This is a genomic window from Streptomyces hypolithicus, assembly GCF_052934925.1.
Genome location: NZ_CM128811.1, coordinates 5067809 through 5084883 on the forward strand (window position 1 = coordinate 5067809; position 17075 = coordinate 5084883).

The following is a 17075-nucleotide window of genomic DNA, read 5'->3' on the forward strand; positions in this document are numbered from 1 at the left end:
CCGCTACACCCGCTCCCCGGCGCACTTGAACGCGTAGCCCGCTGCCTCCGTGGCCGCCGTCTCTTTGTCACCCCTGCGGATCGCCTCGACCAGCAGCCCGTGATCCATATGGCTCTCCGGCGACAGCTCGTGACCCACGTCGTCGCGCAGCCAGTCGCGCAGCAGGTCGCCCAGGTCGGCGTACAGCCCGACGAGTACGTCGTTGTGTGAGGCCGCCACCACCGCCAGGTGCAGCGTCGAATCCGCCCTCACGAACAGCTCCGCGTCCCCCGACGCCCACGCCTCCTCCCGCCGCGCCAGCAGCGCGTCCAGCTGCCGCATGTCGCGTGCGGTGCGCCGCTCGGCCGCCAGTCGGGCCGCCGAGGACTCCAGGGTGGAACGCAGCTCCGCGATGTGCCGCGGGTCGGCGTCGGCGAAGCGCCGGTGCATGACGCCGGCCAGCTCGCTGGTGGCGACGACGTACGTGCCCGAGCCCTGCCGGATGTCCAGCAGCCCGTTGTGCGCGAGCGCGCGCACCGCTTCACGGACGGTGTTGCGGGCCACGCCCAGCTGCTCGACCAGTGCGGACTCGGTCGGGATGCGTGAGCCCACGGGCCACTCGCCGGACGTGATCTGGTTGCGCAGTTCCGTGATCACCTGGTCGGCGAGTGCGGAACGCCGGGGAGAGGTCAGCGCCATGTTGCTCCTCATCAAGGATTGGACAACCAATCATCCCATGATTCTATGATGGCCCCATGCTCGACGACGCGACTCGTACCAGGCCCCTGAGCCCCACCGCCTCCGTATCCCAGGAGCACCGGCCACCGCGGCCCGCCTGGGTCACCCGCCTCGTGATCGTCGGCCTCGTCCTCGCCGCACTCAACCTACGCCCCGCCATCACGAGCCTCGGCCCGCTGCTCGAAGAGGTACGCGGCGGCCTCGGCATGAGCGGCAGCGTCGCCGGCCTCCTGACCTCCGTACCGCCCCTGTGTTTCGCGGTCTTCGGCCTCGCCGCCCCCCGCCTGGCCCGCCGCTTCGGTCCCGGCGTGATCGTCTGCGCCGCGATGGCGGCCATCGCGACCGGCCTGCTGATCCGCCCGTATCTCGGTGGCGCCGTCGGCACCGCCGGATTCCTCGCTGCCAGCGCCCTCGCCCTCATGGGTATCGCGGTCAGCAACATTCTGATGCCGGTCATCGTCAAGCGGTGGTTCCCCGACCGCGTCGGGCAGATGACCGGCCTGTACTCGATGGCCCTCTCGTTGGGCACTGCGCTCGCCGCGGCCGCCACCGTGCCCATGACCCGGGCACTGGGCGGCAGTTGGCAGACCGGCCTCGCGGTGTGGGGTGGGCTGGCCGCCGTCGCCGTACTGCCCTGGCTCGTCCTGACCCGCCACCGCAGCACGCGTGGCCCCGGCTCGGGGCAAGGCCCCGCAGCCCGGGAAGAGGGCGGCGCCGCGGCATCGAGCCCGAGCATCACCCGCAGCCGTACGGCGTGGGCGCTCGGCTGCTTCTTCGGCCTCCAGGCCACCGCCGCGTACATCACCATGGGCTGGATGCCGCAGATCTTCCGCGACGCCGGGGTCCCCGCCACCACCGCCGGAGTGCTCCTCGCCGGCACCATGGCCATGGGCATCCCGCTGGCGTTCGTCATCCCCCGCGCCGCCTCCCGCATGCGCACCCAGGGCCCGATCGTGGTCGCCCTCGGCCTCTGCGGCCTGACGGGGTACGCCGGCCTCTACCTGGCCCCCGCCTCCGGAGCCTGGGCCTGGGCCCTGCTCCTCGGCGTCTCCAACTGCGCCTTCCCGCTCGCCCTCACCATGATCGGCATGCGGGCCAGGAGCGGCGCGGGCGTCGTACGCCTCTCCGCCTTCGCGCAGAGCGTCGGCTACCTGATCTCCATCCCCGGGCCGCTGCTCATCGGCGTGCTCTACCAGCACAGCGGCAGCTGGGGCCTGCCGATCGCCCTGATGGCGGGGCTGATGGTGCCGCAGATCGTGGTCGGGGCGCTCGCCGGACGCAACCGCACCATCGAGGACGAACTGCGCCGACCCGACCGGGCCGGCTGGTAGCGGGGATGGGAGACTGGCCGTATGCCTGTACTCGACCCCCATCCCCAGAACGGCCAGAAGAAGCTGCTCCTGGTGCTCGGTGCGATGCTCGCCATCACGGTGGTAATCGGGATCATCGCATCGGTGGCCTCCCCCTGATCGACCCGGTGGTGGGGTATACCCCCTGACCCCTAGGGGGCCAGGGTCAGGGTGAAGTGGGTGGGTCACCGGATGGGTTCGGGCGCGCGCACTCCGTAGGTTCGACGTACATCAGTCGAACAGTGACATCGGAGGCGGTCATGGCGGCCCGCGCACACCCCCGGTCCCACCACCCTGTCACCGGCACCTCCGGCGTCGGGATCCGCCTCCCGTGGTGGGCGGTCGCCCTGCCGGCACTGGCCTTCGTCGCCCTGCTCCTGCTCATTGTGGGGCCCGGTCAGGCGCACGCGGCGCAGGACGGAACCGGGGCCGCTTACCTCGTGGAGCGCATCCAGCAGACGCTGTCCCACTGAGAAGATCTACCAGCCACCTCCTGGCGTTCCGGGAGGCGTTCACCCGTGGTGGGGGAGCACATCAACACCCTGCGCCTCGTGGCGTGATTCGTGCGAAGCTGGAGTGCATGAGCGTCGATACACCCCGCAGGATCGTCCTACTCCGGCATGCGAAAGCCGACTGGCCGCAGGTGTCCGACCACGATCGGCCGCTCGCCGACCGGGGCCGCTCGGACGCGCCGGTCGCCGGCCACCGGCTGGCAGACACGGGCATCGCCTTCGACCTGGCTCTGTGCTCCACGGCGACCAGGACCCGCGAGACCTGGAAGCTCGCCGTGCAGGAGCTGCCGCAGCGCCCCAAGACGGTCTACGAGGAGCGGCTGTACGAAGCCTCCCTCGGCGACCTGATCGCGCTGCTGAACGAGACCCCCGACGAGGTGTCGGACCTGCTCGTCATCGGCCACAACCCCGGTATACACGCGGTGGCCGACGCCCTCGCGGGCTCGGCCGAGGGGGACGCGGCGGCGCGGATGACGAAGACCGCGTTCCCGACGTCGTCGTTCGCGATCCTCGGCTTCGCCGGCGACTGGAAGTCGGTGGAGCACGGTGCGTGCAGGCTGCTGGACTACTGGGCCCCGCACGACTGAGCCCGTATCGCTGACCCTGCTGCGTGAGCCCGCTGTGGCTGACCGCCTGAAAGGCCCCGGTCTTCTTCGCCGGGGCCTTCGTCATGTCCCTCGCCGCTCAGTCTTCGGTAAGGCCGTCGGCCGCCTCGACCTCTTCGCGGGTGATGCCGAGCAGATACAGCACGGTGTCCAGGAAGGGCACGTTCACCGCAGTGTCGGCGGCCTCGCGCACCACGGGCTTGGCGTTGAAGGCGACACCCAGACCCGCCGCGTTCAGCATGTCGAGATCGTTCGCCCCGTCGCCGATCGCCACCGTCTGAGCGAGCGGTACGCCGGCCTCGGCGGCGAAGCGCCGCAGGAGCCGGGCCTTGCCCGCCCGGTCCACGACCTCGCCGAGGACGCGGCCGGTGAGCTTGCCGTCCACGATCTCCAGCGTGTTGGCGGACGCGAAGTCCAGCCCGAGCCGCTCCTTGAGGTCGTCGGTGACCTGGGTGAACCCACCCGAGACGACGCCCACTTGATAGCCGAGCCGCTTGAGCGTACGGATCAGGGTCCGCGCCCCGGGCGTGAGCCGCACCTCTTGGCGGACCTTGTCCACGATCGCGGCATCGAGTCCGGCCAGCAGCGCCACCCGGGCGTGCAGTGACTGCTCGAAGTCCAGTTCGCCGCGCATCGCCTGGGCCGTCACCTCGGCGACCTTGTCCTCGCACCCCGCGTGCGCCGCGAACAGTTCGATGACCTCGTCCTGGATGAGCGTGGAGTCCACATCCATCACGACGAGCCGCTGCGCCCGCCGGTGCAGCCCGGCCGACACCACGGCCACGTCGATGCCCAGCTGGGCCGCCTCCAGGGCGAGCGCGGTGCGCAGGGGCTCGGTCTCCGTACCGGACACCGCGATCTCCACGGCGGTGACCGGGTACTTCGCGAGCCGGAAGATACGGTCGATGTTGCCGCCGGTACCGGTGATCGTGGCCGCTATGGCGGCGGTCGACTCCGCGGTGAGGGGGTGGCCGAGCACCGTGACGTGCGAACGCCCGCTGCCGCGCGGCCGGTTGTCGCCCGTACCCGAGATGATCTCGGCCTGGAGCTTCAGCGAACCGGCCCAGCTGTGTACGGTGGCGCGCAGCTCACCGGCGGAGCTCACGCCCGGCTCCGTGACCAGGGCGCACAGGACGATGCGGCCACGGGTGACGACCTGCTCGATGTCGACGACGTCGACGGAGAAGGCGGCCAGGGTGTCGAAGAGCCCGGCGGTGATCCCGGGACGGTCCTTCCCGAAGATCTTGACGAGAAGGGTCGGGGCGTCAGTGGCCTGGCTGGGCTGCGATGCGCTCATGATGCCCCCACCGTATCGCCGCCCGCGCCGGCCCTCACCCCCGTCCCGCTCTCCGGACACCGGGGGCCACTCCTCCTGGCCCGGCCCGGCTTTCCCATCGGGGACCGAGCCTGAAATAGTTCCCCACGATGTTCAGCATCCCTAGACTCCCTGCGACGGGGGGAACTCGGGGGACAACTAGTGGGGCGCGGAGTGCCGGAACTCGTACTGGAATTGAATGGAAGGACCTGGACGCTCGACCCGTCCCGGTCGTACACCCTCGGGCGTGACCCGCAGGGCGACATGGTGGTCGAAGACGCCAGGGTCTCGTGGCGGCACGCGACCGTCAGCTGGGGCGGCAGCAGTTGGGTCATCGAGGACCACGGCTCCACCAACGGCTCGTACGTGCAGGGCCAGCGGATCCAGCGGACGGAGATCGGCCCCGGCTCCGTCGTGCACCTGGGCAACGCCACCGACGGCCCCCGGCTGAGTCTGTCCGGCGTGGGCACGGCGGGCGTGGCCGACGGGCAGGGTGCGATGGCCCAGCAGCACTCGGCACCGCAATACCAGGCCGCTCCGCAGCACCAGCCCGCTCCGCAGCAGGCACCCCGGCAGGCAGCCCAGCAGGCCTGGCAGCAGGCCCCACACCAGCCGCAGGCAGCCCAGCACCCGCATGCCCAGCACCCCCAGGCCCACCACCCCCAGGTCCCGCACCAGGGGGTCCCCGTCGCCGCGGAACCTCAGCCGGGGTACGGCGACCGCAGCCCGACGACGTTCCACCAGGTCGCCCTCGGCCGCGTGATGCGCATAGGCCGTGCGCTGGAGAACGAGCTGGTCGTCTCCGACCTCCAGGTCTCCCGCCTGCACGCCGAGTTCACCGCGACTCCCGACGGCCGCTTCGAGATCCGCGACCTCGGCAGCCACAACGGCACGTACGTCAACGGCCAGCCGATCCCGAAGTCCTCCACCGCCCTGCTCGGCCCCAGCGACATCGTCGGCGTCGGCCACTCGACGTTCCGCCTGGTCGGGGACCGGCTGGAAGAGTTCGTCGACACCGGCGAGGTCTCTTTCTCCGCCCGCCACCTGACCGTGACGGTCGAAGGCGGCAAGCAGATCCTCAAGGACGTCTCCTTCGGCGTACCCGAGAAGTCGCTCATCGCGGTCATCGGCCCGTCCGGCTCCGGAAAGTCGACCCTGCTCAAGGCTCTCACCGGCTACCGGCCCGCCAACCAGGGCGACGTCCTCTACGACAACCGCAACCTGTACAAGCAGTTCGCCGAGCTCCGCCAGCGCATCGGTCTGGTCCCGCAGGACGACATCCTGCACAAGGAACTGACCGTGAAGAAGGCGCTGAAGTACGCCGCCAAGCTCCGATTCCCCGCCGACACCACCGAGGCCGAGCGCGAGCAGCGCATCAACGAGGTCCTCGGCGAGCTCAAGCTGGACATCCACAAGGAGAAAAGGGTCACCTCCCTCTCCGGCGGCCAGCGCAAGCGCGTCTCGGTGGCCCTGGAGCTGCTGACCAAGCCGTCGCTGATCTTCCTCGACGAGCCGACCTCCGGTCTGGACCCGGGCATGGACCGCGACGTCATGCAGCTGCTGCGCGGTCTCGCCGACGACGGCCGCACCGTCTTGGTGGTCACCCACTCCGTGGCCGAGCTCGCGATCTGCGACAAGCTCCTGGTCATGGCCCCCGGCGGTTCCGTCGCCTACTTCGGCCCGCCGGAGGAAGCGCTCAACTTCTTCGGCTACACCACCTGGGCCGACGTCTTCTCCGCTTTCGAGAACTACCGCGACTACGACTGGGCGGGCCGCTGGCGCGGCTCCCAGCACTACCAGTTGTACGCCGCCGACATCGACGCCGTCGCCGCACAGCCCGTACACATGCCGCCCGCGCAGCAGATGCGCCCGCCCAAGCCGCAGAGCTGGGGCTCTCAGCTGTGGACCCTGGTGCGCCGCTACGTGTCCGTCATCGCCTCCGACAGGGGCTTCATCGGCCTGATGGTGCTGCTGCCGGCGATTCTCGGCGGTGTGAGCGCGGTCATTCCAGCGAAGTACGGCCTCGCGCCCCCGACGCCGCCCGACCCCTTCAACGGCGGAGCGGGCATGATCATGATGATCCTCGTGGTCGGGATGTGCTTCTCCGGCGCCGCCAACTCCGTCCGCGAGCTGATCAAGGAACGGGTGATCTACGAGCGGGAACGCGCGACGGGCCTGTCCAGGTCCGCGTACCTGATGTCGAAGGTGATCGTGCTGGGTCTGATCACGGTCCTCCAGGGCGTGATCATCTGCGCCATCGGCTTCTCCGTCCGCGAACTGCCCGACGAGGGCCTGATCATGCCCGCGGCCGTCGAGCTCTGCCTGGCGATCATCGCCATCGGCTTCACTTCGATGATGTTCGGCCTGCTGATCTCCGCCCTGGTCAAGACGGCCGAGAAGACCATGCCGCTGCTGGTGATGTTCGCGATCATCCAGCTCGTGTTCACCGGCACGCTGTTCCAGATCTTCGACAAGCCCGGTCTGGAGCAGATCGCCTGGCTGATGCCCTCCCGCTGGGCGGTCGGCGCGTCCGGCGCGACCCTCGACCTCTCACACCTCATGGCTCCGTGGGACCGGCAGAATCCCACCAGCCTTGACCCGCTGTGGGAGCACACCGCGGCTCAGTGGGGCATCGACATGCTCGCGCTGGTCGTCATCGGTGTGGCCTGCGGCGTCGCGGTGGTGCGCCTGCTGCGCCGCCACGAGCCCGAAGTGATGCGCAAGTAACAACGCGCAACGTGCCGAAGGGCGGCACCCCTCGCGGGTGCCGCCCTTCTCGCATGTGTTTTCGCATGCGTTCTCGCGTGTGCCGAGCTGTGCGTCAGGCTCAGTACGCGCTGTCGACGTTGTCGATCGAGCCGTAACGGTCGGCGGCGTAGTTGGCCGCGGCCGTGATGTTGGCGACCGGGTGGTACTGGTCGTGAGGCGTGCCGTTGACGTGGTACGTGTCGAAGGTCGGCTTGATGACCTGCAGCAGGCCCTTGGACGGGATGCCGTTCTGGGCGTTGATGTCCCAGTTGTTGATGGCGCGCGGGTCACCGCTGGACTCGCGGATGATGTTGCGGTGCAGGCCCTCGTACGTGCCGGGGATGCCCTTGTCCTTCATGATGGCCAGCGACTCGCGGATCCAGCCGTCGAGGTTGTTGGCGTAGACCGGCTTGCGCGCGGCGGCGCGGCTCGCGGCGGCCTTTTCCTCGGCGCGCTTCTTCGCGGCGATCTTGGCCTTCGCCTCGGCGGCGGCCTTCGCCTTGCTGTCGGCGGCGGCCTTCACCTTGGCCTTTGCCTCGGAAGCGGCCTTGGCGTCGGCCTTGGCTCGCGCTTCGGCGACAGCCTTGGCCACCTTGTCGGCGCCGACCTGCTGCTCGGAAATGCTGGTGTGCACGGACTTGGCCTGCGCGCTGTCGGCAGCGGCGGACCAGGCCACCGGGGCTTCGGCAACCGTCTTGGCCTCGGACTCGGCGGAAGCGTTGCCGGGGGCGAGGGAGAACGTGAGGGCGGCGGCGCCGAGGGCGGCGACACCGGCGATCGAGACCTTGTGAGTCTTGTTCAGGCGGGTGCTGGACGCGGACATGCAGTCGAACCTCTCGATAGCGGAAGCCGCGGAGTCCGCGACGGCAGCCATTGTTAGCGTCCGCAAAATCCTGTGGCAAAGGTGTGACGTACGAAGTCAGGTAGTGGCACAGGCGCCTGGCAGGGGTGTTAAACATCGGGCGCTACCCAGCCGAATTGGGCATTTCGCATCCACTACGAGGCTTCGTAAGTGACCCAAGTCCTATGCCCGGGCTCACATCCAGCAGGGCCCGACCTCACCAATCGTTGCGACCGCGATGCTCAGCGTGAGTGCCCTCCGCCGGCAGGATGAGGTGTACGTCGCCGAACTCGTGCCAGAGGTAGAGATGGCTCAGCGCCTCGGCGTACGCGCCCCGCAGCGCGGCCCGCCCGGCGACCGCCTCCAGCATGAGCAGATGCGAGGCTTCCGGTTCGTGCAGCCCGGTGAGCAGCCCGTCCACCGCGCGCACGCCGCGCTCCGGCGTGATCACGAGGTCCGTCCAGCCGCTTCGCGCACGCACCACCCCGCCCGGCCCGGCCGCCGACTCGAGCGCCCGCACCGCGGTCGTCCCCACCGCGACAATGTGCCCCCCTTCGGCTCGCGCCGCATTGACCAGCCGGGCCGTCGAGGCAGGCACCGCGAAGCGCTCCGGGTACGGCGGCTCATGCGCCTCGGCCGAAGCGACCCCCGCGCCCACCCCGCTGCGCAGCTCGACGGCCCAGCGTCCGTCGTCGCCCCGGGTGGAGAAGTGCACCACGACCCGGCTCCCCACCGCCGAGCCCGTCTCCAGCCCCACCCGCCCGTCCACCGCTGCCGCCAGCGTGGCCGACGTATTGACCACGAGCACGTCCCCGGCCCGCAGCAGCCCCGTCAGCTCGCGGAAGGCATGGTGGGTGACCTCCGTACCGCGCGAGAGAAGGAGGCGTACGTCGTCCCGTCCGGCCCCGCGCTCCTCGGCGGGCACCCGCGCCGACAGCTCGTCCGGCACCCGCACCACGATCCTGTCGTCCACCGCGTCCACCGCGTTCACCGCATCCACCCCGATGCCGCCCCCGCCGCGCCGATCCGTCGTCCCCCTCATCGCCCCGCTCCCTCTCGCAGCGCGGCCGCCGTGTACCGGCCGCTGGCCGGCCGCTCGTCGAGCAGTCGCAAGAACGCCGGAACCACCGAAGCGGGCTCCGGCCGCCGGTCGTCGTCGCCCGGTACGGCGGCCGCGTACAGATCGGTCGCCATGTCACCCGGATCGACCGCCCACACCCGCAGCCCCGGTTCCTCCCTGGCCAGCACCGCCGAGAGATGGTCGAGCGCGGCCTTCGACGCGCCGTACCCGCCCCAGGTCTCGTACGGCTCGACCGCCGCGTCCGAACTCACCGAGACCACCGCCCCCGCCGCACCGCCCCGCAGCAGCGGCAGCGCCTCGCGCACCAGCCCGAACGCCGCCACCACATTGGTCTCCAGCGCCGCCCGCAGCCCATCCACCTCAAGCCGCGCCAGCGGTACGAGCGGCTCCGCACCCAGCGCGCTCGCGTTGTTCACCAGCAGATCGAGCCCGCCAAGACCGAGCGCCGCGGCCACCAGCGCGGCCCGGTGCCCGGAGTCGGTGACATCCCCCGCCGCGGCCACCACCCGCGTCCCGTGCACCCGTATCCCGCGCGCGGCCTCCTCCAGTACGTCCGTCGACCTGGCATCCAGTACCAGGTCCCAGCCCCGCTCGGCGAGCGCCGTCGCCAGCGCCCGCCCCAGCCCCTTCGAGGCCCCCGTGATGATCGCAACCGGCATGTCGACCGTCCCCTTCACCGCACCGTGGCCCCGATCGCATGTGATCGGGGCGATGCCCCCAACGTAGGAACCCGCCCCCGCCCCGCGCCTCGGGCGCGGGCCCCACCGCGCCAGGTCACTTCGGCCTAGGTCCTGCGCCCCAGGTCGAGGGGGCCGCAGGGCCGATACGTACCGCCGGACCCGCCGGTACGGTGATCCCATGACCGACCGCCCCCGCTCCGGCCTCACCGCCGTAAGTTCCGCCCTGCTTGCCATGAGCCGTCACCTGGAGGTGCGGGACGTCCTCAAGACGATCGTCGCCTCCGCCCGTGAGCTCCTGGACGCGGAGTATGCGGCGCTCGGGGTTCCTGACGACCACGGCGGCTTCGCCCAGTTCGTCGTCGACGGCGTCAGCGACGAACAGTGGAAGGCCATCGGCCCGCTGCCCCGCCAGCACGGCATCCTCGCCGCGATGCTGCAGGGCGGCGCCACCGAGCGGCTCGGCGACGTACGCAAGGACCCGCGCTTCGAGGGCTGGCCCTCCGCGCACCCCGACATGTCGGACTTCCTGGGTCTGCCCATCCGCGACGGCGACGAGATCATCGGCGCGCTCTTCCTCGCCAACAAACGCTGCCGCAAAGCCGACGGAGCCTGCGCCTTCACCGAGGACGACGAGGACTTGCTCTCCATGCTCGCCCAGCACGCCGCGATCGCCCTCACCAACGCCCGTCTCTACGAACGCAGCCGCGAACTCACCATCGCCGAGGAACGCTCCCGCCTCGCCCACGAGCTGCACGACGCCGTCAGCCAGAAGCTCTTCTCGCTGCGCCTGACCGCCCAGGCCGCCGCCGCCCTCGTCGACTGCGACCCCGCCCGCGCCAAGGGCGAACTTCAGCAGGTCGCCGCCCTGGCCGCCGAGGCCGCCGACGAACTGCGCGCCGCCGTCGTCGAGCTTCGCCCCGCAGCCCTGGACGAGGACGGCCTGATCGCCACCCTGCGCACCCAGATCCAGGTCATGGACCGCGCCCACACCGCCCGCGTCACCTTCGACAGCAGCGGTGTACGCGCACTGCCCGCCGCCCAGGAGGAAGCGCTCCTGCGCGTCGCCCAGGAGGCCCTGCACAACGCGCTGCGCCACTCGGGCGGCGAGCGGGTCGAGGTCGTACTGGAAAGGAGCGGCCCCGGCGCCCGGCTGCGGGTCACCGACGACGGCAGCGGGTTCGACCCGCATACCGTGCGCAGAGCGGGCCGCCACCTCGGACTGGTCTCCATGCGCGACCGCGCGGGCGGCGTGGGTGGCAGGCTCACCGTCGAATCGGCGCCCGGCAAGGGCACCACGATCGAGATGGAGGTCCCCGGTGGCTGAGGTCCCTGAGCGGTCGAAGAACGGGATTCGCGTGCTGCTGGTCGACGACCACCAGGTCGTACGCCGCGGCCTGCGGACCTTCCTGGAGATCCAGGACGACATCGAGGTCGTCGGCGAGGCAGGCGACGGCGCTGAGGGAGTCGCCCGCGCCGAGGAGCTGCGCCCCGACGTCGTCCTGATGGACATCAAGATGCCCGGCACCGACGGCATCGACGCACTGCGCAAACTCCGCGAGCTGGCCAACCCCGCCAGGGTGCTGATCGTCACCAGCTTCACCGAGCAGCGCACCGTCGTGCCCGCGCTGCGCGCGGGAGCGTTCGGATACGTCTACAAGGACGTCGACCCCCAAGCCCTGGCCGGCGCCATCCGCTCCGTGCACGCGGGCCATGTCCTCCTCCAGCCGGAGGTCGCGGACGCGCTGCTCTCCCAGGACGACGGATACGCCGGCACGGGCCGGGGGAGCAACCTGACCGAACGCGAGCGGGAAGTGCTCGGCCTGATCGCCGACGGCCGCTCCAACCGGGAGATCGCGCGGGCGCTCGTTCTCTCCGAGAAGACGGTCAAGACGCACGTGTCGAACATCTTGATGAAGCTGGACGTGTCGGACCGCACCCAGGCGGCGCTGTGGGCCGTGCGGCACGGGGTCACGGGCTGACGCGGGCGGCTGTTGCACCCAGATCGCACCCGGATCGCATCCGGATGGCGTCCGGATTGCATCCGATCGGAAATTCATACTGTCGGGCGTACGTCCCCCACATGGCGCATCCTGGTCGGCCCGCGAACGTTCTTCATGGCGTGCTGCGGCGGCTGGCCGCGGCAATCGCTAGGAGGATCCTGAAGTGAAGAACCTGAAGAGGGCCGCTGCCGTCACCATGGTCGCGGGTGGCCTCGTCGCCGCTGCCGCCGGTGCCGCGTCCGCCACCACCCACGGCGGTGCGGACGCCCACGGCAAGGCCGTCAACTCCCCGGGCGTTGTCTCCGGCAACCTGGTCCAGGCCCCGGTGAGCGTCCCGGTGAACGCGGTGGGCAACACCGTCAACGTCATCGGCCTCCTCAACCCGGCGTTCGGGAACCTCGGCGTCAACCCCTGACGCACCCCGGCGCCGGCCGGGCTCACACCGAGCCCGCCTGGCGCCGGGCACCCGCGCCGCTCCCGTTTCTCCAACACCGCGGGCGTCTCAGCCCCGTTCTCGCTGTTCGACCCAGGCGTTGTACGCCGCTACCTGTGCCCGCCGGGCCACCCGCTCAACCGGCCGCAGAGCCTCACCTCGCGCCGCCATCTCCGACGCGCTCACCGCGCCGCCGTGCCCGTTTTCGTACGCGACCGAGATCAGCAGGCCCACCCGCTGCGCCAGCTCCAGCACCCGAACCGCCCGCGGTGGATATCCGGGCGCCAGCACTTCGCCGCCGCCCCCCTCCACCCGCGCCCGGTACGCGTCGATCGCCGCCTCCGCCACCGGGCCCGACCCGGCGACATCGAGCCGCGACAGCGCCGCCGTCGCATCGCGCAGCGCCTCCGCCAGCTCCCGCTCCGCCTCCCCGAGGGAAGGCACATCCGCCGGCGGTGCCTCCCGCACCGGCAGGCAGTGCCACAGCACTTCGGTGTGCACGTCCCCGGCCGGCCCGGCCTCGTACAGCTCCGGCACCAGGCCGAGCGCCGTCCCGGAACAGACCACCGCCTCCTCCGCCTCCAGCGCACGCGCGTTGAACTCCGGCGGCCCGCTGAGTCCCAGCGGATGCCCCGGCGCCGGCAGCGCCACCCGGAACCCGGTCACGCCCAGCGTGCGCAACCGCCCCAGCGCCAGGGTGAGTCCGACCGGCCCCGCCTCCCCGGGCACACCCTCCACCCGGTGCACCGCGTCCTGGCCGACGATGGCGAGCGCGACGTCGTCCGGCGAAACAAGTCCGACCAAAAGGGCATTTCCCCATGCGGCCAGTCGTCCTGAGCGAGGTTCGGAAAGCATCCCCCCACCCTAGGGAATAGCCCTCAATCTCGGCACACTCGACCGGTGGCGTAGGTTTTCCCTCGGGAGCTGTGCCCACAGGCACACCCGACGATATCGAGACTGCATGGGGAGACAACGCGCTCATGAGCGATGTACTGGAGCTGGTGGACGTATCCGTGGTCCGCGACGGACGCGCTCTGGTGGACGACGTCTCCTGGTCGGTCAAGGAGGGTGAGCGCTGGGTGATCCTCGGCCCCAACGGCGCCGGCAAGACCACCCTGCTGAACATCGCCTCCAGCTACCTCTTCCCGTCCACCGGCACCACCACGGTCCTCGGCGAGACGCTCGGCAGCCCCGGCTCCGACGTCTTCGAACTGCGCCCGCGCATCGGCATGGCCGGCATCGCGATGGCCGACAAGCTGCCGAAGAGCCAGACCGTGCTGCAGACCGTCCTCACCGCCGCGTACGGCATGACCGCCACCTGGCACGAGGCCTACGACGAGGTCGATGAACAGCGTGCCCGCGCTTTCCTCGACCGCCTCGGCATGACGGACTTCCTGAACCGCGAGTTCGGGACCCTCTCCGAGGGCGAGCGCAAGCGCACCATGATCGCCCGGGCGATGATGACCGACCCCGAACTGCTGCTCCTCGACGAGCCCGCCGCCGGTCTCGACCTCGGCGGACGCGAAGACCTCGTACGCCGCCTCGGCCGCCTCGCCCGCGACCCGTACGCCCCCTCGATGATCATGGTGACCCACCATGTCGAGGAGATCGCCCCGGGCTTCACCCACGTCCTGATGATCCGTCAGGGAAAGGTGCTGGCCGCGGGTCCGGTGGAGACCGAACTGACCTCCCGCAACCTCTCCCTGTGTTTCGGCCTGCCGCTCGTCGTCGAGCGCCGCGCCGACCGCTGGACCGCTCAGGGTCTGCCGCTCGGCTGACCCCGCTCGCGCCCTGTCCGCGAGGAGACCCCGCACCTACGATGACCACGTGGACATCGACGCGTGGGTGTGGTGGCTTGCCGGGGCTGTCGGGCTGGGAATCCTGCTCGTCGTCACCGCGATGCCCGAACTGGGAATGCTGTCGGCCGGAGCGGTCGCCGGCGCACTGACCGCGGCCCTGGGCGCCGGCATCGTGGCCCAGGTACTGGCCTTCGCCGCCGTCTCGGTCGCGCTCATCGCGGTCGTACGCCCGATCGCGGCGAGACACCGCTCCGAACGGCCCCAACACGCCACCGGGGTAGACGCGCTGAAAGGTCGTCAGGCGGTGGTGCTCGAACGGGTCGACGGCGGCGGCGGACGGATCAAGCTCGCGGGCGAGGTCTGGTCCGCGCGCGCTCTCGACGCCGGCCAGAGCTTCGAGCCGGGCCAGCAGGTCGACGTCGTCGAAATCGACGGGGCGACGGCCATTGTCATGTGAGTGCGTGAGGCCATGTGACGGGCAGACGCCCGCACATGGCCCGATGTGAGCCGAACAGCTCGCACGCCGCACCGTGTTCTGAAAAGATCGATCATCAGATCGTCCTGACCGACCCGACCGGTCTCCCGAGAAGCACGAAACGAAGGGCACGGGAAACGCGATGTCATCCGTCATCATCGTCCTGATCATTCTGGTGGTGCTGGTCTTCATCGCCCTGATCAAGACGATCCAGGTCATCCCGCAGGCCAGCGCCGCCATCGTGGAACGGTTCGGCCGCTACACCCGGACCCTCAACGCCGGGCTGAACATCGTCGTCCCGTTCATCGATTCGATCCGCAACCGCATCGACCTGCGTGAACAGGTCGTACCCTTCCCGCCGCAGCCGGTGATCACCCAGGACAACCTGGTCGTCAACATCGACACGGTCATCTACTACCAGGTCACCGACGCCCGCGCCGCCACGTACGAAGTCGCCAGCTACATCCAGGCGATCGAGCAGCTCACCGTCACCACCCTGCGCAACATCATCGGCGGCATGGACCTGGAACGGACCCTGACCTCCCGCGAGGAGATCAACGCCGCACTGCGCGGGGTCCTCGACGAGGCGACCGGCAAGTGGGGCATCCGCGTCAACCGCGTCGAACTCAAGGCCATCGAGCCGCCCACCTCCATCCAGGACTCGATGGAGAAGCAGATGCGCGCCGACCGCGACAAGCGCGCGGCCATCCTCACCGCGGAGGGCATCAGGCAGTCCGCGATCCTCACCGCCGAAGGCGAGAAGCAGTCCTCGATCCTGCGCGCCGAAGGTGAGGCCAAGGCGGCCGCGCTGCGCGCCGAGGGCGAGGCCCAGGCCATCCGTACGGTCTTCGAGTCCATCCACGCCGGCGACCCGGACCAGAAGCTCCTCGCCTACCAGTACCTCCAGATGCTCCCGAAGATCGCCGAGGGCGACGCCAACAAGCTCTGGATCGTGCCCAGCGAGATCGGCGACGCCCTCAAGGGCCTCAGCGGCGCCTTCGGCAATCTCACCGGCGGAGGCCCGGGCTTCAGCACGGGCACGGAGCGCCGGCAGAACCCCCCCGTCGACTGACGCGTGCAGCCCATCGTGCATGATCGGTGCACCAAGCAACGATCACGCACGGAGGGCACACCGTGACCATCTGGGAGATGCTCGCCGTCTTCGCCGCAGGCATCGGCGCCGGAACGATCAACACCATCGTCGGTTCCGGGACCCTCATCACCTTCCCAGTGCTGCTCGCCACCGGCCTGCCGCCGGTGACCGCCACCGTCTCCAACGCCCTCGGCCTGATCCCCGGCACGATCAGCGGCGCCATCGGCTACCGCAAGGAACTCGCCGGACAGCGGCGCCGCATCCTGCGCCTGGGAGCGGCGGCCGCGACCGGCGCGCTCGGCGGAGCGGTCCTCCTCCTCGCCCTGCCCGCGACCGCGTTCGAGACGATCGTGCCGGTCCTGGTGGGCATCGCCCTCGTCCTGGTCATCCTGCAACCGCGTATCACCAAGGCGGTCCAGCGCCGCCGCCAACGCAAGGGCTCCGAGACCGACCCCGACGGCGGCCCGCTCCTCATCATCTGCCTGCTCATCGCCAGCGTGTACGGCGGCTACTTCACCGCGGCCCAGGGAATCATCTACGTCGCGCTGATGGGCATGCTGCTGGCCGACAGCCTGCAACGCCTGAACGCCACCAAGAACGTCCTCGCGGCGATCGTGAACACCGTGGCCGCGACGTTCTTCCTCTTCGCCGCGGAATTCGACTGGACGGCCGTCGCCCTCATCGCGGTCGGCTCGGCCCTCGGCGGCCAGGTCGGAGCCACCATCGGCCGCCGTCTGCCACCGATGGCACTGCGCGTACTGATCGTGGCCGTCGGCACCGTGGCCATCGTGCAGCTGGTCCTGCGCTGACGCGCGGCCCGCCTCCGACACGAAGGCGGGCTCACGCAACCCTCATGCGGCGGGCTGCGCCAGATACTGCGGCAGCACGGACCGCTCGCCGACGCCCAGCGACAGCAGCATCGCGTCGGCGGGGGAGGGCACGAACGGCCGCCGCAGCAGCGGCATCTCGGCCTCGTCCGGCGTACGGTCCGCTTTGCGGTGATTGTCCTCGGCGCAGGACGCGACCGTGTTCAGCCAGGAGTCACCACCGCCCTGGGCCCTCGGCACCACGTGGTCGACGGTGGTGGCCCGCCGCCCGCAGTACGCGCACCGGTGCTGGTCACGTATCAGCACACCGCGCCTCGACCACGGTGCCTGTCTTCGGAAGGGCACCCGCACATACCGGCAGAGCCGGATGACCTGCGGCACCGGGAGCTCCACGGCGGCCGCTCGCATCAGCAGATCGGGATGGGCCTGTTCTACGACGGCCTTGTCCGTCAGGACAAGCACCACCGCCCGGTTCAGCGTCACCGTAGACAGCGGCTCGAAGCTCGCATTCAGTACCAGCGTGTCCCGCATCCCGCCCACCCTCCCTGCCCCGGCCCACCGCCTGGTGGGCTTGGATCAACTCTGACCGGGCACACCGAG

Annotated in this window: 19 protein-coding genes; 12 read left to right on the plus strand and 7 right to left on the minus strand. The window is 70.4% G+C overall.

The window, feature by feature from the left end; translation table 11 throughout:
- Positions 1 to 3 precede the first annotated feature (3 nt).
- Positions 4 to 678 carry a FadR/GntR family transcriptional regulator gene (locus tag ACU6WZ_RS23840; protein ID WP_447030246.1) on the minus strand — a complete coding sequence of 225 codons (675 nt, stop codon included), beginning with the start codon at positions 676 to 678 and terminating at the stop codon, positions 4 to 6.
- Positions 679 to 734: 56 nt separating this feature from the next.
- Here ACU6WZ_RS23840 and ACU6WZ_RS23845 point away from each other — a divergent pair, with 56 nt between their 5' ends.
- From ACU6WZ_RS23845 to ACU6WZ_RS23860, 4 genes are all read left to right on the plus strand, one after another.
- Positions 735 to 2048, plus strand: a complete 1314-nt coding sequence (locus ACU6WZ_RS23845; protein ID WP_447030247.1) for a CynX/NimT family MFS transporter — start codon at positions 735 to 737, stop codon at positions 2046 to 2048.
- Between the two features lie 21 nt (positions 2049 to 2069).
- Positions 2070 to 2186, plus strand: coding sequence for an SGM_5486 family transporter-associated protein (locus tag ACU6WZ_RS23850; RefSeq protein WP_447030248.1), 117 nt, complete (start codon positions 2070 to 2072; stop codon positions 2184 to 2186).
- 140 nt (positions 2187 to 2326) lie between these two features.
- Positions 2327 to 2539, plus strand: a complete 213-nt coding sequence (locus ACU6WZ_RS23855; RefSeq protein ID WP_447030250.1) for a hypothetical protein — start codon at positions 2327 to 2329, stop codon at positions 2537 to 2539.
- Positions 2540 to 2646: 107 nt separating this feature from the next.
- Positions 2647 to 3165, plus strand: coding sequence for a SixA phosphatase family protein (locus tag ACU6WZ_RS23860; protein WP_447030252.1), 519 nt, complete (start codon positions 2647 to 2649; stop codon positions 3163 to 3165).
- A gap of 97 nt (positions 3166 to 3262) precedes the next feature.
- On the opposite strand, the gene serB is transcribed toward ACU6WZ_RS23860, so the two are convergent.
- Positions 3263 to 4480, minus strand: a complete 1218-nt coding sequence (serB, locus tag ACU6WZ_RS23865; RefSeq protein ID WP_447030253.1) for a phosphoserine phosphatase SerB — start codon at positions 4478 to 4480, stop codon at positions 3263 to 3265.
- 192 nt (positions 4481 to 4672) lie between these two features.
- Here serB and ACU6WZ_RS23870 point away from each other — a divergent pair, with 192 nt between their 5' ends.
- Positions 4673 to 7225: an ABC transporter ATP-binding protein/permease gene (locus tag ACU6WZ_RS23870; RefSeq protein WP_447030254.1), complete on the plus strand. Its 2553-nt coding sequence runs from the start codon at positions 4673 to 4675 to the stop codon at positions 7223 to 7225.
- A gap of 100 nt (positions 7226 to 7325) precedes the next feature.
- On the opposite strand, the gene ACU6WZ_RS23875 is transcribed toward ACU6WZ_RS23870, so the two are convergent.
- From ACU6WZ_RS23875 to ACU6WZ_RS23885, 3 genes are all read right to left on the minus strand, one after another.
- Complete coding sequence (locus ACU6WZ_RS23875; protein ID WP_447030256.1) at positions 7326 to 8069, minus strand: transglycosylase SLT domain-containing protein; 744 nt, start codon at positions 8067 to 8069, stop codon at positions 7326 to 7328.
- A gap of 235 nt (positions 8070 to 8304) precedes the next feature.
- Entirely contained in the window at positions 8305 to 9060 is a 756-nt protein-coding gene (locus ACU6WZ_RS23880; RefSeq protein WP_447034213.1) for an S-adenosylmethionine:tRNA ribosyltransferase-isomerase, read from the minus strand.
- A gap of 65 nt (positions 9061 to 9125) precedes the next feature.
- Positions 9126 to 9827, minus strand: a complete 702-nt coding sequence (locus tag ACU6WZ_RS23885) for an SDR family NAD(P)-dependent oxidoreductase (protein ID WP_447030257.1) — start codon at positions 9825 to 9827, stop codon at positions 9126 to 9128.
- Between the two features lie 199 nt (positions 9828 to 10026).
- On the opposite strand from ACU6WZ_RS23885, the gene ACU6WZ_RS23890 reads away from it, so the two are divergent.
- The 3 genes from ACU6WZ_RS23890 to ACU6WZ_RS23900 all read left to right on the plus strand — a co-directional run bounded on the left by ACU6WZ_RS23890 (position 10027) and on the right by ACU6WZ_RS23900 (position 12263).
- Positions 10027 to 11172 (plus strand): GAF domain-containing sensor histidine kinase, encoded by a 1146-nt coding sequence (locus ACU6WZ_RS23890; protein ID WP_447030258.1) that lies wholly within the window; start codon positions 10027 to 10029, stop codon positions 11170 to 11172.
- Positions 11165 to 11827 (plus strand): response regulator, encoded by a 663-nt coding sequence (locus tag ACU6WZ_RS23895; protein WP_447030259.1) that lies wholly within the window; start codon positions 11165 to 11167, stop codon positions 11825 to 11827. The genes ACU6WZ_RS23890 and ACU6WZ_RS23895 overlap by 8 nt, the downstream gene beginning before the upstream one ends.
- A gap of 184 nt (positions 11828 to 12011) precedes the next feature.
- Positions 12012 to 12263 carry a chaplin gene (locus tag ACU6WZ_RS23900; protein WP_447030260.1) on the plus strand — a complete coding sequence of 84 codons (252 nt, stop codon included), beginning with the start codon at positions 12012 to 12014 and terminating at the stop codon, positions 12261 to 12263.
- Between the two features lie 87 nt (positions 12264 to 12350).
- On the opposite strand, the gene ACU6WZ_RS23905 is transcribed toward ACU6WZ_RS23900, so the two are convergent.
- A complete protein-coding gene (locus ACU6WZ_RS23905) occupies positions 12351 to 13136 on the minus strand; it encodes an Rv1486c family protein (RefSeq protein ID WP_447030261.1) in 786 nt (261 codons plus the stop codon).
- A gap of 125 nt (positions 13137 to 13261) precedes the next feature.
- Here ACU6WZ_RS23905 and ACU6WZ_RS23910 point away from each other — a divergent pair, with 125 nt between their 5' ends.
- From ACU6WZ_RS23910 to ACU6WZ_RS23925, 4 genes are all read left to right on the plus strand, one after another.
- Positions 13262 to 14059 carry an ABC transporter ATP-binding protein gene (locus tag ACU6WZ_RS23910; protein WP_447030262.1) on the plus strand — a complete coding sequence of 266 codons (798 nt, stop codon included), beginning with the start codon at positions 13262 to 13264 and terminating at the stop codon, positions 14057 to 14059.
- Between the two features lie 49 nt (positions 14060 to 14108).
- The gene (locus ACU6WZ_RS23915; protein ID WP_447030263.1) at positions 14109 to 14537 is read left to right on the plus strand and encodes an NfeD family protein; all 429 of its coding nucleotides are present in this window, start codon (positions 14109 to 14111) and stop codon (positions 14535 to 14537) included.
- A gap of 160 nt (positions 14538 to 14697) precedes the next feature.
- Positions 14698 to 15627 (plus strand): SPFH domain-containing protein, encoded by a 930-nt coding sequence (locus ACU6WZ_RS23920; protein WP_447030264.1) that lies wholly within the window; start codon positions 14698 to 14700, stop codon positions 15625 to 15627.
- A gap of 62 nt (positions 15628 to 15689) precedes the next feature.
- On the plus strand, positions 15690 to 16457 hold the full coding sequence (locus ACU6WZ_RS23925) for a sulfite exporter TauE/SafE family protein (RefSeq protein ID WP_447030265.1): 768 nt from the start codon (positions 15690 to 15692) through the stop codon (positions 16455 to 16457).
- Between the two features lie 42 nt (positions 16458 to 16499).
- Here ACU6WZ_RS23925 and ACU6WZ_RS23930 read toward each other — a convergent pair whose 3' ends face one another.
- Complete coding sequence (locus ACU6WZ_RS23930; protein ID WP_447030266.1) at positions 16500 to 17006, minus strand: HNH endonuclease; 507 nt, start codon at positions 17004 to 17006, stop codon at positions 16500 to 16502.
- Positions 17007 to 17075 lie beyond the last annotated feature (69 nt).

Coding starts and splice junctions, on each gene's coding strand:
- ACU6WZ_RS23860 (WP_447030252.1), top strand. CDS start 2,647: ATGAGCGTCGATACACCCCGCAGGATCGTCCTACTCCGGCATGCGAAA.
- ACU6WZ_RS23885 (WP_447030257.1), bottom strand. CDS start 9,827: ATGCCGGTTGCGATCATCACGGGGGCCTCGAAGGGGCTGGGGCGGGCG.
- serB (WP_447030253.1), bottom strand. CDS start 4,480: ATGAGCGCATCGCAGCCCAGCCAGGCCACTGACGCCCCGACCCTTCTC.
- ACU6WZ_RS23840 (WP_447030246.1), bottom strand. CDS start 678: ATGGCGCTGACCTCTCCCCGGCGTTCCGCACTCGCCGACCAGGTGATC.
- ACU6WZ_RS23845 (WP_447030247.1), top strand. CDS start 735: ATGCTCGACGACGCGACTCGTACCAGGCCCCTGAGCCCCACCGCCTCC.
- ACU6WZ_RS23920 (WP_447030264.1), top strand. CDS start 14,698: ATGTCATCCGTCATCATCGTCCTGATCATTCTGGTGGTGCTGGTCTTC.
- ACU6WZ_RS23875 (WP_447030256.1), bottom strand. CDS start 8,069: ATGTCCGCGTCCAGCACCCGCCTGAACAAGACTCACAAGGTCTCGATC.
- ACU6WZ_RS23905 (WP_447030261.1), bottom strand. CDS start 13,136: ATGCTTTCCGAACCTCGCTCAGGACGACTGGCCGCATGGGGAAATGCC.
- ACU6WZ_RS23850 (WP_447030248.1), top strand. CDS start 2,070: ATGCCTGTACTCGACCCCCATCCCCAGAACGGCCAGAAGAAGCTGCTC.
- ACU6WZ_RS23930 (WP_447030266.1), bottom strand. CDS start 17,006: ATGCGGGACACGCTGGTACTGAATGCGAGCTTCGAGCCGCTGTCTACG.
- ACU6WZ_RS23855 (WP_447030250.1), top strand. CDS start 2,327: ATGGCGGCCCGCGCACACCCCCGGTCCCACCACCCTGTCACCGGCACC.
- ACU6WZ_RS23890 (WP_447030258.1), top strand. CDS start 10,027: ATGACCGACCGCCCCCGCTCCGGCCTCACCGCCGTAAGTTCCGCCCTG.
- ACU6WZ_RS23910 (WP_447030262.1), top strand. CDS start 13,262: ATGAGCGATGTACTGGAGCTGGTGGACGTATCCGTGGTCCGCGACGGA.